Source organism: Acidobacteriota bacterium (assembly GCA_009691245.1).
Taxonomy (GTDB): Bacteria; Acidobacteriota; Terriglobia; order 2-12-FULL-54-10; family 2-12-FULL-54-10; genus SHUM01.
Map to the genome: position 1 here is coordinate 61,996 of SHUM01000009.1, position 15,060 is coordinate 77,055.

Genomic DNA, 15,060 nt, shown 5'->3' on the forward strand with positions numbered 1-15,060 from the left:
CTCGCTTTCGATTTCCGATATCGACTGTACCGCCCGGGGAAAGAGGCGAGTGCTCGTTCGTAGTGCTTGCTGGGAAAGCCTATTGCCCGCCAGGGAGAACCCTCGGCCAATGCATGCGGACACAAAAACGAGGTGCTAATGGATTATATAACCAATTGCCGTGCGAAGGCGAGTGGGGGGCTTGCATTGGTAGCCGCGTCAAGCGGTTTTCTTGGCGCGGGCTTTTCTGCCAGTTAGCCCCAAACTAAACGCATGCAATCGTTGGTGGGCATGGAGCGTCTTTCTTCCCAGAACGGCTTCGCTGAGCGGGTTGTAGCTTACAATGCTTGGGATGGCCACTACGTCTTCCGCGACACAAACTAACACTAGCCAAGCGCCGTATAATTCCATTCACGCGCAGGCGCTCGCGCGCGAGTATGTGATGGGCGCCGAGGTGATCCGCGCCGTGGATGGCATTGATCTCGATATTGCCAAAGGAGAGTTCGCAGCGCTGCTGGGGCCGTCAGGCTCGGGTAAGTCCACGCTGCTGCATCTGCTGGCGGGGATGGACCGGCCCACCTCAGGCGTGCTGCGCGTCGAGGGCCAGGAACTGGGCGCGCTCGCGCCGGAGCAATTGGCGCGCTATCGCCGCGAGGCCGTGGGCATGGTCTTTCAGGCGTTCAATCTGATTCACTCGATGCGCGTCTATGACAATGTCGAGTTGCCACTGCGCCTGGCGGAGATGCCCCGCGGCGAACGCGACGCGCGCGTGCGCGAGTCGCTTGAGCGCGTGGGACTGACCGCGCGCATGGATCACCGGCCCAGCCAGCTTTCCGGCGGCGAGCAGCAGCGCGTGGCGCTGGCCCGCGCGCTGGTCAACCGCCCGAGCGTGTTGCTGGCCGACGAGCCTACCGGCAATCTCGACAGCAAGAACGGCGAGATCATCATGCGCATGATTCAGGAGTTCAACGAGCAGCTCGGCATGACCGTGGTGCTGGTTACGCACGAGCGCGCGCTCGCCGAGCGCTACGCCCGCCGCATGATCTTCATGGCCGACGGCAGGATTGTGAATTCGGAAAATGGCAGCGCAGTCCAGGTGAACGCCATGAGCAGTTTCGCATCTTCCAACTATCCAGCGGGCAACATCGCAGCGGCCAATAGCTCAACGTCAGGTGAGGCGCGATGAAGCTACCCGACTTGATTGACCTAGCCGCGCGCAACCTGCGCAACTCTCGTCTGCGCAACGGGCTGACCGCCGCCGGTATCGGCGTGGGCATCGCCTCGCTGGTGGCCATGCTGTCGCTCGGCGTGGGTTTGCAGGAGCTGGCCGGAAGCCGACTGTCGCGCTCAGGATTGTTCAACACCGTGATGGTCTCCGAGTGGCGCAGTGTGGAGCAAATGCGCCGCGATGGGCAGCCGTCGGCGGAGGCGAATTCCGCCGTGCCTCTACCGGACTACGACTCACCGCCCGTGCTGGATGATACGGCGCGGCAGGAGATTCTGCGCCTGCCCGGCGTCATGGAAGCCGAGCCGGAGATCCGCTTCGTCGGCGAGATTCAGCAGGGCGACAAGGCGCTCATCGCGCAACTCGGTGGCCTGCCCGCCTCGGCGCGTGAGGATGAAGCCTTCGACACGCTCAAAGGAAAATTCTTCTCCGGTCCGCAGGCTGGAGAAGCCATCGTGCGCATCGAGTTCGCGCGCGAGTGGGACGCTGCGAATCCCCAGTCGATATTGGGTCAGGAAGTGGTGCTACGCTACGCCGAGCGCGAGTCGCTGGCCCCGGCCAATTCGGAAAGCCCCGCGGACACTGATTCCAGTGGAGCGAATGCGAACAGTGCGGATGACTCGGCGAACGGAAGTGCATTTGGCGGCGAAGAGTCTGCCGAAGATTCCAGCTACGGTTTCACGGTGGTTCGCAAAGAGCAGGCGCTGCGCGTGGTGGGCATCGTCGAGACACAGCCTTATGGCGGCATGCGCGAACTCTCCCGCGCGCGCGTCTTCATCCCGCTGGGCCTAGCCGAGAAGATGAACCTGTTGCAAAGCGCCGACCTGCGTGGCTCGGTTACCACCGGCGGCGGGAGGCGCACTTACTCATCACTAATGACTCAGGTAAAGTCGCCGGCGCGCGTTGGCGAAGTGCAGGATGCCGTGCGCCGGATGGGCTTCCGCACCTTCTCGATTCTCAACGCCTCACAGAGTCTGCGCCGCTTCTTCGCCATCCTCGATCTGTTTCTGGCCATCTTCGGCAGCATGGCGCTGGCCGTGGCCTCGCTCGGCATTGCGAACACGCTGGTGATGGCGGTGCTGGAGCGGCGGCGCGAGATCGGCATCATGAAGGCGCTGGGTGCCAGCGACCGTGACATTAAGATGCTGTTCTTCGCCGAGGCCGGGTCTCTGGGCCTCGTCGGTGGACTGCTCGGCGTGGCCTTCGGCTGGGCCATGAGCAAAGGCATCAACCTGGCCACGGAGTATTATCTGCGCCAGCGCCAGCTTCCGCCGGAGACTGTGTCTTCCGTCCCGCCGTGGCTGGTGGCCGTGGGCATCGGCTTTGCCATCATCGTCAGTCTCATCGCCGGGCTGTACCCGGCCTCGCGCGCCGCCAAGCTCGATCCGGTGCAGGCGATCCGCTATGAGTAGTCAGTCAGTTATGCGTAGTCACTCAGTCGAACTTACACCGATTCGCACTACGTACTTATTAGTCCTGGCCGCGGCGCTTCTGATGATTGTTCCTGATACGGCGCAGGCGGCGGGGCGGGCGGAGTGCAAGACTGTCGCCAGCAAGATTCTGGGCCGCGCCGTGCGCTACTGCGCGCTGCTGCCCGCCAGCTTTGACGCAAGCCCCGCGCGCCGTTACCCGATCCTCTATCATCTTCACGGCATGGGCGACAACGAGCAGACGCTGCTGCGTCTCGGTGGATGGGACCTGATCGAGCGGCTGGCCAAGCAAGGCAAGATCGGCGAATTCGTGGTGGCCACGCCGGCGGCGGGTTCGACCTGGTACATCAACTCGAAGGACGGCAAGGAGCGCTACGAGGACTTCTTCCTGCAGGAGTTCATGCCCGCCATCGAGCAGAGGTATAGAGCCACGGGCACGCGCGCTGCGCGTGGGATCACCGGCGTCTCGATGGGCGGCTACGGCGCATTGCGCTTCGCGTTCAAGTATCCGCAAAAATTCGCCGCCGTCTCGGCGCACAGCGCCGCGCTGATGGAACAGATGCGCCCCTCGTTGTCCCAGGCGTTTGGCCGCGGCTTCCGGGCCTTCGGCGAACCGTTTGACGCGGCCTATTGGAATGAGAACACGCCCTTCGCGCTGATTCGCGCCACGGGAGGAGTCGCCAGGCTGGCGGGCTTGAAGATCTATTTTGATTGCGGCTCAGAGGATGATTACGGGTTCCATGAGGGCGCCCGCGCGCTCACCAAACTGCTAGGCGAACGAAAAGTGGCTCACGAGTATCATCTCTATCCCGGAGGCCATGACGCGCTCTACGTTGCCGAGCACATCGACGAGTCACTGGAGTTTCAGTCACGCGCGCTGGGCGCCAAGTAATCAGCGAGTTACTCCACTCACCATCAATCAGAGCCGCGACCGGGAGGGAGCGGACCAGTTTATTGATAACTGGAAATCGTCGAACGGGTCCGCTCTCTTCCGGTTGCGGCTCTGATTGCGTCATCAGTAAAAAGTGTGGTGAAACTGGGGTCAGCGATAGAAATTCAGGATTTCTTCCACCACGCGCTGCTGCTGGTCGCTGCTCAGTTCCGGGAAGAGCGGCAGTGAAAGCACTTCGGCGGCGGCGCACTCGGCCTCGGGGCACTGCGCTGAATCGGCGTCGAATCCCTGGAAGGCGGGCTGGCGATGCAGCGCTACGGGATAGTAGATCATGGTGCCAATGCCGCGCGCTCGCAGGTGCGCAGCCAACTCGTCGCGGCGTAATGCGCGGATGGTGAATTGATGATAGACGTGTTCACCCGCTAGACTCTCATGCGGCAAGACCACGGGTGCATCTTCTGTTGGATAAACCGCCGCTGGGTCATGCCGGCTGGCTGCGCCGAAAATTTTCGCAAAGAATCGGCGATAGTCCGCCGCGCGCGCGCGCCGCTGATCGGTCCACTCGCGCAGATGTTTTGACTTCACTAACAAGATGGCCGCCTGCAACGTATCGAGGCGGCTGTTGATGCCGACTTCGGGGTAGGTCAGCCGGTCGCTGGAGCCGTGGTTGCGCAGACGCCGCAGACGGGCAGCCAGGGCTGCGTCGCGCGTGGTGATCATGCCGCCATCGCCCGCGCCGCCGAGATTTTTGGTGGGATAAAAGCTGAAGCAACCGGTGATGCCCAGCGATCCGGCGGGCTGCCCGTGATACGTCGCCAGGATGGCCTGGGCGGCATCCTCGACGATATGGGCTTCATATTTTCGCGCCAGTGCCAGCAATGGGTCCATCTCGGCGCACTGTCCGTAGAGATGCACGGGAATGATGAGCTTGATCTTTTTTCCGTAGACCGGATCGGCCAGCGCCGCCTCAACTGCTGTCGCGCTGATGTTCAGCGTGCGCGGATCGATGTCGGCGAAAATGGGCCGCGCTCCCGCGCGCACCACCGCTCCGGCTGTGGCAAAAAACGTCAGCGGCGGGACCACCACGGCGTCGCCCGGACCAATACCCAGCGCCAAGATCGACAGCAGCAGAGCGTCGGAGCCATTGGCGCAGCCGACCGCATCGTCGCAGCCCTGCATCACGGCGATGGCGCGCTCCAGTTGCTCAACTTCTTCGCCCAATACAAAGTTCTGCCGCTCCAGGACGCGGGTCACTGCGGCGGCGATCTCCGCGCGGAGCGATTCATGCTGGATTCTTAAATTAATGACGGGAATGGTTGGTGGATTCACAGGGTAGTTTTGGGGAACTTCAATATGAGGATGCGTTTGCCGTCTGATTTTACGCGCAGAGCCGCTACTTGCGAGTGATTTCCACGCCGGCCTCCGGGATACTGATTTTCTGAATCGCGCCGTTTTCGCGGGCCACAATCTCCATCTCCAGTTCGTCGGTCGTTACTTTCCAGCGCTCTTCGTCATTGGTCTTACCCACAAAAACCAGATTCACGGTGCCCGGCAGGGCTTCCTGCGGGATAAACACATTAAAGAGCTGCTCGCCGCCTTGGCTGCGCGTGTATTGCCGGAGCAGAAACGTGTAATGGTGAAAGAAATTCGTATCGAGAATAATCAGAAATCCCGGGTTCAGAAAAAAGACGCGTTCGGCGCTCTCTTTGCCGCTGGTCGCCACCAGCGAAGTTTCCTTCTCTCCAAAGCGCACGGCCAGGCTGGCGACCAGCGGCGACTTCTGCTCGCGCAGATAATCGTCGGGACGCATCGTCGCGGCCAGTCGCAGTGTGGCCTTTTCCTCAAGCGTGGCGTCGCCTGCCATCAACGAGAGTTCGGCGTGCGACTCCCACCATGCGCCGTTGCGCGCGATGCGAAACTTCTCGGTGCCCACCAACTGCCCGACGGAACGAATCTCAAATGTTCCGCTATCGGAAAAATTTCCGGACGCCTGAGCGCACGCCATGCGCGGAGACAGCATCAACAAAGCCGCAGCCAGCATGAACATTGCCAGCGCGTGAGTGAAAGCAGGTAGCCTGAAGCCACGAAGGGCGATCAGGTTTGGGATAAGTTGGAAGGTGCCTGGTTGATCCATTGGTTTCCCTGAAAAAACGGTAGCGCGAGAATCTGTTGTACCACATCGGATGGCTCGGCGCGCCCGGAACGTACCGAATAAGTGGCCTGCTGGTAGTAGGGCCGGCGCTCTTCGTAGAGGAGGCGAAAGCTGGCCTCATCGCGGAACAGCGGGCGGTTGGGAATCAGTGCACAACGCATGAGCAGCTCCTCCAGTGGGCACTCCACCCAAACAGTAACCGCTCCAGCGCGTTGCATCAATTCAAAGTTGGCTGGCTGAGCGAACGTCCCGCCGCCCAGCGCAATCACGCGCCCCGCGCCGGGCTGGCTGGTCTGACGAAGAGACTCCTCCAACAGCCTGCGCAGGACATCATACTCGCGGCGGCGGAAGGCGCCCTCGCCGTGGCGCGCGAAGATATCCGCGATAGTAGCCGCTTCCTCCTGCTCGATGAGCGCGTCCAGATCCACAAACTTCCAAGCCACACGCTGCGCCAGCAGACGTCCCGCCGTGGATTTACCGCAGCCCATGAAACCCACCAGAAAAATGACGTTAGCCAGAGACGGCGTGGATGGTTGAGCCGGAGTGGTGGCGTGAGCGTCTAATGGGTTGGTGGTCATCGCGATGCTTAGCGGGGAAATGTCCCCACTTGCAGTTTACCGCGCGGCAACGGGAACGCCAAATAGTGCCACATAGTGACAGTGCCGCGACCGGGAGGGAGCGGTCCAGTTTCAATGGTCACTGGGAATCGTCGAGCGCGACCGCTCCCTTCCGGTCGCGGCTCTATTTGGGTCACAGCATCAGCAAAAATTCTCTGGATGTAGGATTTACTGGCCCGCCGTGCCGGTGCCGCGCAGGCGAATGGTGCCGCTGAAGGAGTTCACTTCCACGTTGGCGTCGCCGGAGTTGAGGCGGCCTTGCAGGAACTTGCCAGGCGGCAGGCGGCGAAAGGCAATTCCTTCCGGCGTGGGGCGGAAGGTCAGATTGCTCTGAACCGTTCCTTGCACGGAGCGCGCGGTCAGGTTGAAGCTGGCGTTACGCGAGGCGATGATCTCGATGGGCGAGCTGTAGCTGTTCAGGACGTATGAGCCGCCCTGTCCAAAGTCGCCTTCATAGCTGATCTCGCCGGAATTGGTGTTGGCAATCAGCGACGCGCCGCTGACGCGCATGAACTTCATGTCACCGCTGATCGACTCCGCCGTTACATTTCCTAGTGAGGCGATCATCTGGATCGGTCCATCCACGGTCTTCAGCGCGATATCGCCCTGCACGCCGGAGATGGCCACGGCGGTGCTCACGCCATCCACTAACACTGGCCCAGCGATGTTGCTTACGGAGACCTGACCGCGATCGGTCTTCAGTCGCACGTCGGTGTGCCGGGGCACCTGAATGGTCAGGTCCACGCGGGCGTCTTCTGACGTCATGCGCTCGCGCCGTGGGTGGCTCTGGATGCTGACTTTGTCCGCACTGCCGTCAATGCTTACTTCCATGGCATCCGAGCCGGACTCGCCCTGTATCTCAATCTCATTCTGATCCCATCCCGTAACGCTAACCTTACCGGTCTGTGTGCGCAACTCCAGCACGGGATTTTCCGTAGTGGCGATCCTGCGGCGAATGCTCTCCGCGTAAACGGAGGTCAGGCCCAGCAATAGCGCGCCGCCCAGCAGAATAGCACGCCGGCCGTTCGCCGGTTTACGCACCACTTTATGCTCCGCTGAGCGCTCCGGCGTGTGGGGAGAAGCTAGAAATTGTCGTTCCATGATGCAAATTTCTCCATGATCAATTCCAGACGTTGTTGTGAATTCATTAGTTGCCCGCGCAAAAATGGGTCTTCGGGATGCAGGCCAATAAAATCAGAGAGATTCCGGTAAGTGGAAACTTCATCATGCCAGGTGGAGACCATGGTGGCGCGGTGTTCCTCGGGAATGCTCGCGGCCATCTGATCAATGTCCGTCGCGGCAATCTCGGTTTCGGTGGGGCTGATTTGCGCTACCTGCGAATTCGCGGCGGTTACCGCGTCCACCATGGGGATGGATGGAAGTTGCGGATGGGCCACCAGCATTGGAGGGCGACCGCCGCCGGTGAACAGGCTCTGGAAGTACATCACACCAGCGGCGAGAGAGAACATCGCCGCATAGGCCATGCCCATCGGTGCGCGCCGCGGGATCGAGTGCATGGGCAGACTCGACGCGCCGCCATGCTTGGCCGCCGAGTCGCCGTGGGTGTCGTGTGCGCCGGAGCGAATCACGCCCTCAGCCACCAGCGTGGCTTGAATGTTCCGCCAGACACGATCACTGGGCGCCTGCATGGGCCGCAGCACGCGAGCCTGCCGCGCCAGATAGATGATGTCGTCCACCATCTCGCCGCAAGTCCGGCACCCTTGCCGATGATTTTGCAGATCGGCGGGCAGGGCGGTCTGGTCTTCTAGTTCTTCAAACAATCGGTTGAATTCAATGCAAGTCATGGGTCTATTCCTGATTTGTATCTAAATTTTTCCGTGTACTCAAAACTTTTTACGCCTGCCCCGGTTTTATTCCCGAGCTTTCCATCTGCAGCAGGTCGCGCAACTTCATTCTGGCCTTGTGCAACTGCGACTTTGAGTTGCCCACCGAGCAGCTCATCATGTTGGCGATCTCCTGATGCTCGTATCCCTCAACGTCATGCAACTGGAACACCAGGCGATATCCCGGCGGCAGCGCGCTCATCGCACGATCCAGTGTCAGCCGGTCCACAGACCCGGTCAGTGTGCGGTCCGCCGTGCCAATCTCCATAGGCCGCACATCGTCAGGGTCCGATCCGGTGTCGTCGAGCGAGGTGGTCCGCAGGCCCTTCTTGCGCAGCCGCATCAGCACCAGATTTACCGTCAGGCGGTGCAGCCATGTGGAGAAGGCTGACTCGCCGCGGAACGTCCCGATCTTGCGGAACAGTTGGAGGAACGCTTCCTGGGTCAGGTCTTCGGCCTCGGCTACATCGTTCACCATGCGCAGGCAAAGCGAGTAAACGCGGCGCTTGTGCAGGTTATAGAGAACTTCAAAGGCATTGCCATCGCCATCGCGGGCGGCCGCAATGGCCCGCGACTCGGGAGTGTCGGCACGCGCAGGAGTGCCTAAGCCGCCCACACCTGAAGCTGCAATTACACCAGTTGCCGCGTTGGCCGTCACGTTGCCATCGGCAATTGCTAGAACACTAGTAGCCGTAGTCTCATCTCCCTCGACTCGGGGCCTGGGGGATTTCATCTGCCCGAACTGCTCGCACTTTATCTGATGCCAAGGGCGGCCTCTAAAGTTGTCTGGGAAAAGACAGTAAGGATAACTTCTGTGCTGACGGCGGACTGTGGGTGGGTAACCGCTGGGAGGTTCTTGGCACAGTGCCTGCAGATGATTGAAGAAAGTTTTATAACGCCCATGGTATCTATATCTTAACTCATAGCCCCGTCATCCCGGTCGCTGTCATCCTGAGCGCAGCTATGTATCTCCTTTATCTCGGCGCGGTAGACGGAATCGGGGAAAGCCAATCCCTCGCTGGGCTCAGGATAACAAACCAATAGGATTTCCCCCAATTTTTTGGGGCCCCTCTGCCTGGCTACCGGCCCGCTGGTGTCGTCGCGGTTGACTGGGGCAGGACCGCTTTACCCGTGCCTACGTTGCCGGCGAAATCCGTTACACGGAAGCTGGCCAGATGTTCCTGATTGCTGAGATTATCGAGTACCGTTGCGAAGGTCTCCGCATTGGAGTCCACAATCCCGTCCTGCGGACCTGCCGGGACCGGCGCGCCGCCGTCCAGAGAAAACTCCGCCCGCGTCAGAAAGCTCGCTGAATCACTCGCCCGCCAACGGACGGTGGCTTTTGTTCCGGCGCGATCGACGCCCAATATCTCAATCTGAGGAGCGGTGAAATCCACCAGAAACGGCGCGCTGGTGCGCTCGTCCGTGCGCGCCGCGCCGGAGGCGTTCTCCGCCGCATCGGTGGCCACCACCCGCAGACGGTACATGCCATCCGGCAGTGCGTCGGGGTTGAGCTGGAAGTAATTCTGGTTCATGTCTTCCTCAAGCACCTTCCACTCGCGCTCCGCCTCGCCGCGAAAGTAGAGCGTGTAGGCGAGCTCGTCCTGATCGGGGTCATTAGCCAGCCACGAGACATCTACTCCGCGCAGAGCGGTCGGCTGTCCGCTCATTTGCGCGTTGACGACGATGCGCTGTCCCACGCGTGCGCCGTTGCCAGTGCCCTGCCCGCCGTTAGCGCGCGGAGTGGTTTTGATTTCGGTAATTTCCGGCGCGCGATTGCGCGGCAAATAAGCGACAGTTATTGCCTGCAACGCGGGCGACTGTCCGCCTGCGGTGCGCAACGCGGCTTTCCATTGGAGATAACGACCCGGCGGGCTGCTGATCTGTTGTCCATTGGCGCTAGTGTATGCGGCGGACCACTCGCTCCATGTGGCATCCGGCTTGTCCGAGTTGCCGCTGCGAGTGTACAACTCGACGCCTGTGCCGGTGGGTAGTTGGGCCTTCCAGCGAATCTGACCCCAACCGGCGATGTTGCCCGCGTCCTTCACAACGGATTCGAATGTTCCCGTAGTGGCGGGCTGGCGTGCGATCTTGAACACCTTGCCTAAGTTCGCGGTGGTGGCCAGTAGTGAGTCGCCGTTAGGGATCAGGCGCGTGGTCTGTTCCTGATCGGTCTTCGTGAGCAGCGCTAAGTCATGCTCGCCAGTGAGTTGATATATCCGTCCGCTCTCATCGGTCGAGAAAAGCAATCGGTCGGGCGAGGGGATCAGGTCGAAGGCATTCTCGCTGGTCGATTCCCATAGCGTCTGCGTCGAGCCGTCCGGCCAGATGCGGACTACGGCGCTGCGATTTTGTCCGCCGCCCTGCTGACGCGGCAAGACCCCAGTGATGCGCGGCGCGGGAGCCGGTTGCGCCCCGCCATCGATCTGCGGCTGGTCAGGCTGGCTGTCAGGCCCTCCTCCCGGCGACGGATCATCGGCGCGCACAGTGATGGTGGTGCTGGCGATCAGTTGTGGGCCGGATGAGACGGGCGCGGGCGCTCCCTGCCGTTGTCGCGCCGGGCCGCTGGCGCCTAGAGTCGCCGCGTAGATGCTGCCGTCGGCGGTCAGCGCCAACTGATGTATCTCGGCGAGCGGTGAGTCGTAAATTACCATAGCTCTGTTAGCCGCAGTCACTCGGTACAGTAATCCATTTGGCTCTGTCCCGGCTAGTAATTCACCCGATGAGTTACTCGCCAGTGTCATCACATGAGTCTGATTGGTCTCGTAATAAACTTCTCCCCTGCCACTTGCATCAACCCGGAATATGCGACCACGGTCGCCTGTGCCGACATAGAGCGCGCCATCGGCGGCGAAACTCATGGACCAAATATATTTGGCCTTGGGGTCGAAAAACTCAGTGGCCTTGCCATCATTTTCCAAACGATAAATTTTCCCGTCGGGCGAGGTTCCGACATATACACGATTGTTTTTATCGACGGCAATCGCAAAGATATCAGGCTCGGCGGCGTCGTAAATTAACTCGCCTTTCAGCGTTCCGCCCGCTTCCGGAGACAGGCGATAGACCTTGCCGCTGTGTCCCGTGCCCAGATAGAAGTTGTTCCTGGAGTCCCGCGCAACGGCCCAGATCATAGCCTCATCAGTCGAGAATACTTCCGTCATGTCTGGCGCTACGGTCAGGCTGCCATCCCGGCCCAGTGAGATGCTTGTCAGCTCGCCCGCGAAGAAATCCTCATACGATCCGCTGGTCCAGAACTGAGTTTCCGCCGCGCGGCCCGTGGCGGCAGTGAGTATCCCACCCACCAATGCTATTAGTAGAGTGAGTGCGCGTAGTTGACTGTAATGAGTCACTCGTTGAGTGACTGGTAGATTACCCGCAGATGCGTGAATTGTCATGATGTCTGTATGATGTCCTTTTCGGGCGGGCCTACTTTTCTTTTGCACTTACTCTACTCTTCAATATTGATGGAGAGCGCCTTGAATCCTGAGATGACTCCCGCCACCGGGTCCAGCTCCTGGTCCTCAATGGTGGAAAGTCCGGTGCGCGTAACGTTGCTGCTGACAGACGGGTCGGCGGACAGCGTGCTCACCACTGACGGCGGCAGCGAAGGCAGCGACTCACCCTGTACCATGAAGCCCACTTCGGGCCGCGCCAGTCTCACGTAAAGACGGTTATTGCTCCGTGAGCGGTTGATGGCCTTCACGAGCAGCGCCGGGTCTTTGGGCAGCCCGCCTCGCGCGCCGGTCGCCGCTTCCAGCCGGTCGAGAGTGGTTCCATCGGCGACCAGCACCGAAAGCGGTCCGGGGCGCATGCTCAAGGGAATCACGAAGCGCGTCTTGCGAATGGTCTCGAGGCCATCCTGATCGCGCAATACGACGGTCAGCTCCACTGGTTCGCCGGGCTTGGCCGTGCGGCGGCTGGACCACACCTGCTCCACATCCAGCGACTGGCGCTGGTTGGAAGACTGAATCTTCAGCTTGATGCGCTCCACGTCCAGCACGTCCAGTCCGCTCTGCATCAGCACCGAGAGCGGTGTGATCACCGCGCGCGACGCCATGGCTGCGCCGTTAGCGGGGCCCGAGATGTAGTTTTCCAGTTGCACCGGCGGCAGATTGCGCAACGTGATGTCCTGCTCCACGATGAACGTCGCATCTCCCACCTGCCGCTCGCGCGAGCCGATAGCCGAGAAAACCGTGAGGTTCATCAGAAACGGCAGCAGGAAGCGGTCGGCAGCGACTTCAAACTTATAGCTCTGCGCGCTGGTAGTGTCCGAGATCATCTCCAGCTCCACGGGAATCATGCGCGCTGAGCGGCCCAACACTCCGCCGATACCGGAAGCTTGGTCCTGGCTTATAACGCCGAGGGCGCGGCCCTGCGTGGATATCTTCATGGAGTTCGCGTAACTGGGCACGGCGGCGATAACCGTGGCCTCGGTGAAGGGCAGCTCCACAGGCCCGGCGGAGAGGAATGGGTGGCCGAAGGCGTATATCCGTCCATTCTCAACGTGGGTAACGGTGCCGTCGGCGGCGACTCCCATGTCGCCGCGCACCAGTTGCACGCTGATCATGGACCCCGGCAGGGGCGTGGGCGGCGGTGAGGTCTCGCCCGCTGCGCCACTGGCGATGGCGCTGGTTCCACTCCCTCCACCTTGACCTCCTCCTTGTAGCGGCACCCAGCCGAGCGCCTTGAACTGTGGCGCGAATTGCTCGATGGCCGCAGCAGTGAATCCTGAAAGGTTCAGCGGCGTGGCCACCGGCATCAGAGAAGTTTCCGACCCGCCCCACACCACAGGCGTCGCACCGTGGGAGGAAAGCGAGTTAGAGATGTCAGCCTGACTGAGCAGGACACGCGACACACCGGCAGCATCGATGCTCATGGGCACGTTCATCGCCAGGTTGTTCACGGTCCCGTTTCTCTCGCCGGATTCCGCGCGCGATCCAGCCGGACCAACAGGCTCGGTGCGCTCCAGGCTGTCAATCATGTTCTCGATTGGAGTGATCCCGGCAATGGGTTCCTTGATGAACTGAAAAGTCATGGACACCGCGCCGACCAGCTTGCCGTCAATGTAGACAGGGCTGCCGCTCATGCCGGCCATCACGCCGGTGCGCTCCAGCGGTCCGCCGGAGACGCGCGACAGGATCAGGTCCTTACGCGGCGAGACGTTGCGCAGGACGCCCAGTATTTCCACCTGAAACTCTTCAATCTTGTTGCCGTCAAAGACGGTGCGGCCGACGGCCATTTGCCCAGTCTTCACTTCAGACAGGGGGAAAATAGGCACGGTGAACGGCGACTTCGTCTGCGTGTGTCCACTCGGAGCGGCGGCCGCGAAGGTCAGCAAGAGTGCAATGGTGATCGTCAGCGCCCTGACGGGAGCGCCGACGCGTTCGAGAAAGCTCGGGCGCAAATCAGGCTGGCGTTGACCGAATGGAGATTGCTGGCGGAGATCAATCAATGTGATTCACCCACTTTGCTCAATGTCGAGCGGGATAGCATTTTGCGCGGATCGTTTACCACCATGCGCGACAGCGCCATAGACCGCCACGTTCAAACTGACCGGAAGCGGACACTAGGCTGTCCCCATGCTGTCCAATGATAGAGCGCGCTCCAGCAAGCGTCAAGGGAAGGACACAAGTGCCAGGGAATCGGGTTGTGCCGCATGGAGTTTTAACCGCTTGCTCATTATAACGCTACGGTAGTTGGTGCCCTCCCACTGTGCGTATTCGATGAATCAAAAGCCCCTTCTTTCGTAAAATTGGATCAGGTGATCTGCGCCTTCCGCAGTGTCCAACGCGAGGTCTTCCACTCCAACCCGCAGCGCAATTTGCTCTAAAATCTCGAGAAGCTTTCCTCCTAGCCCATTTCTCTGAAATGCTGGGTGGACGCCAAATTGCCCAAAAGATGCAACTTCCGGTCTGTCATACCATGGAGTTCCTTTCGTGTTTGCTGGACTGCGATAGCAGACTGTGGCAATGATGCGTTCCTCGACTAGGCCGATTAGGCATATTTGGCCGTCGATCCGGCTCTTCGTTTGCTCTGGGCTTTGGTAGGTGGCGAAGTAGCGAAACCCCAACTGCGCGAGCTTTGCGTAGGCTTCGTGTAGAAGCGTTGTGATCTCTTCCAGTGAGTCGTTTGGGCCAAATTCGCGGATGCGAATGGTCCGTCCATCCAGGATCAATGCATCAAATGGCTCCAACGCATCCCCTGTTCTGGCCGTTCACTAGCGATGAAATGTTGGAGCTTGCTGGTGCGCGTCGCTCATTGTGATGGTATCGAAGTGATCTGCAATAGTCGATAAATTGGTGCTGGAGGGGGGAGTCGAACCCCCACGCCCTTTTGGGACGTCAGATTTTGAGTCTGATGCGTCTGCCAGTTCCGCCACTCCAGCTGGTGTGGGTTGCAAAGCAAAAAGGTATTTTAACAGACTCGCCGCGGCGCTACAATCCGCTTCGTACCGGTGGTAGTGTCCTAAATGTGCGGTGCTCTTGGGGAATTATTAAGGAAGGAACTATGTGAACTTTCCGAATCGCCTCTCGATGGCTGCTACTTCTTCATCGGATAAGTTCGGATTTTGATTTTCGGTTAGATCAATTTGATAGCGGGGACCGACAGAATTTGGGAATGCCATTGAAGGATCGCCAAGCGTGATACCATTGCGACCCTTCAATTCCCAAGAGCTAACTTTACTGAATCCGATCTTGCTAAGGCTTTGCAAAACCTCTGAAAGATACATTCTGCTGGGGCACCTTGGATTAGCTCATGCCGCCAACAATTCCGCGGTCTCATGGCGATAAACTAGTAGATTAACAAAGTGACCCGCCCGAGATTTTGTACCAATCCTTGTGAGAGAGTTTACATCACAACCTGAGGCCGAGAAACCGGGTTTTTGACAGGGCTATAGGCCCCCGGCGCCGGGGGCCTATA

Annotated in this window: 12 protein-coding genes, 1 tRNA gene and 1 pseudogene; 3 read left to right on the forward strand and 11 right to left on the reverse strand. The window is 60.1% G+C overall.

The window, feature by feature from the left end; translation table 11 throughout:
- The first annotated feature begins 331 nt into the window (after positions 1-331).
- From EXQ56_03955 to EXQ56_03965, 3 genes are read left to right on the forward strand one after another with little or no spacing between them, the layout of a single operon-like run.
- A complete protein-coding gene (locus tag EXQ56_03955; GenBank protein MSO19606.1) occupies positions 332-1,165 on the forward strand; it encodes an ABC transporter ATP-binding protein in 834 nt (277 codons plus the stop codon).
- Entirely contained in the window at positions 1,162-2,616 is a 1,455-nt protein-coding gene (locus tag EXQ56_03960; GenBank protein MSO19607.1) for an ABC transporter permease, read from the forward strand. The genes EXQ56_03955 and EXQ56_03960 overlap by 4 nt, the downstream gene beginning before the upstream one ends.
- Positions 2,609-3,526 (forward strand): hypothetical protein, encoded by a 918-nt coding sequence (locus tag EXQ56_03965; GenBank protein MSO19608.1) that lies wholly within the window; start codon positions 2,609-2,611, stop codon positions 3,524-3,526. Before EXQ56_03960 ends, EXQ56_03965 begins: the two co-directional genes overlap by 8 nt.
- A gap of 150 nt (positions 3,527-3,676) precedes the next feature.
- Here EXQ56_03965 and EXQ56_03970 read toward each other — a convergent pair whose 3' ends face one another.
- The 11 genes and pseudogenes from EXQ56_03970 to EXQ56_04020 form a co-directional block, all read right to left on the reverse strand.
- A complete protein-coding gene (locus EXQ56_03970; protein MSO19609.1) occupies positions 3,677-4,855 on the reverse strand; it encodes a DegT/DnrJ/EryC1/StrS family aminotransferase in 1,179 nt (392 codons plus the stop codon).
- A 64-nt stretch (positions 4,856-4,919) separates the two neighbouring features.
- A complete protein-coding gene (locus EXQ56_03975; GenBank protein MSO19610.1) occupies positions 4,920-5,567 on the reverse strand; it encodes a hypothetical protein in 648 nt (215 codons plus the stop codon).
- A 53-nt stretch (positions 5,568-5,620) separates the two neighbouring features.
- Positions 5,621-6,256 carry a shikimate kinase gene (locus EXQ56_03980; GenBank protein ID MSO19611.1) on the reverse strand — a complete coding sequence of 212 codons (636 nt, stop codon included), beginning with the start codon at positions 6,254-6,256 and terminating at the stop codon, positions 5,621-5,623.
- A gap of 207 nt (positions 6,257-6,463) precedes the next feature.
- Positions 6,464-7,396 (reverse strand): hypothetical protein, encoded by a 933-nt coding sequence (locus tag EXQ56_03985; protein ID MSO19612.1) that lies wholly within the window; start codon positions 7,394-7,396, stop codon positions 6,464-6,466.
- Complete coding sequence (locus tag EXQ56_03990; protein ID MSO19613.1) at positions 7,378-8,100, reverse strand: hypothetical protein; 723 nt, start codon at positions 8,098-8,100, stop codon at positions 7,378-7,380. Before EXQ56_03990 ends, EXQ56_03985 begins: the two co-directional genes overlap by 19 nt.
- 49 nt (positions 8,101-8,149) lie before the next feature.
- Positions 8,150-8,872 (reverse strand): sigma-70 family RNA polymerase sigma factor, encoded by a 723-nt coding sequence (locus EXQ56_03995; protein ID MSO19614.1) that lies wholly within the window; start codon positions 8,870-8,872, stop codon positions 8,150-8,152.
- 346 nt (positions 8,873-9,218) lie between these two features.
- A complete protein-coding gene (locus EXQ56_04000) occupies positions 9,219-11,489 on the reverse strand; it encodes a WD40 repeat domain-containing protein (GenBank protein ID MSO19615.1) in 2,271 nt (756 codons plus the stop codon).
- A 98-nt stretch (positions 11,490-11,587) separates the two neighbouring features.
- On the reverse strand, positions 11,588-13,378 hold the full coding sequence (locus tag EXQ56_04005) for a hypothetical protein (GenBank protein ID MSO19616.1): 1,791 nt from the start codon (positions 13,376-13,378) through the stop codon (positions 11,588-11,590).
- A gap of 375 nt (positions 13,379-13,753) precedes the next feature.
- Positions 13,754-14,311, reverse strand: a pseudogene (locus tag EXQ56_04010) (GNAT family N-acetyltransferase).
- A gap of 125 nt (positions 14,312-14,436) precedes the next feature.
- Positions 14,437-14,524 (reverse strand) — tRNA-Leu (locus tag EXQ56_04015).
- A gap of 120 nt (positions 14,525-14,644) precedes the next feature.
- Positions 14,645-14,869: a hypothetical protein gene (locus EXQ56_04020; GenBank protein ID MSO19617.1), complete on the reverse strand. Its 225-nt coding sequence runs from the start codon at positions 14,867-14,869 to the stop codon at positions 14,645-14,647.
- Between the last annotated feature and the right edge of the window lie 191 nt (positions 14,870-15,060).

What these genes read in the sequence shown, in the direction of transcription:
- EXQ56_04005 (MSO19616.1), bottom strand. Translation starts at nt 13,378, where the DNA reads ATGGCCGTCGGCCGCACCGTCTTTGACGGCAACAAGATTGAAGAGTTT.
- EXQ56_03960 (MSO19607.1), top strand. Translation starts at nt 1,162, where the DNA reads ATGAAGCTACCCGACTTGATTGACCTAGCCGCGCGCAACCTGCGCAAC.
- EXQ56_03980 (MSO19611.1), bottom strand. Translation starts at nt 6,256, where the DNA reads ATGACCACCAACCCATTAGACGCTCACGCCACCACTCCGGCTCAACCA.
- EXQ56_03995 (MSO19614.1), bottom strand. Translation starts at nt 8,872, where the DNA reads ATGAAATCCCCCAGGCCCCGAGTCGAGGGAGATGAGACTACGGCTACT.
- EXQ56_03975 (MSO19610.1), bottom strand. Translation starts at nt 5,567, where the DNA reads ATGCTGGCTGCGGCTTTGTTGATGCTGTCTCCGCGCATGGCGTGCGCT.
- EXQ56_04020 (MSO19617.1), bottom strand. Translation starts at nt 14,869, where the DNA reads ATGTATCTTTCAGAGGTTTTGCAAAGCCTTAGCAAGATCGGATTCAGT.
- EXQ56_03965 (MSO19608.1), top strand. Translation starts at nt 2,609, where the DNA reads ATGAGTAGTCAGTCAGTTATGCGTAGTCACTCAGTCGAACTTACACCG.
- EXQ56_03990 (MSO19613.1), bottom strand. Translation starts at nt 8,100, where the DNA reads ATGACTTGCATTGAATTCAACCGATTGTTTGAAGAACTAGAAGACCAG.
- EXQ56_03955 (MSO19606.1), top strand. Translation starts at nt 332, where the DNA reads ATGGCCACTACGTCTTCCGCGACACAAACTAACACTAGCCAAGCGCCG.
- EXQ56_03985 (MSO19612.1), bottom strand. Translation starts at nt 7,396, where the DNA reads ATGGAACGACAATTTCTAGCTTCTCCCCACACGCCGGAGCGCTCAGCG.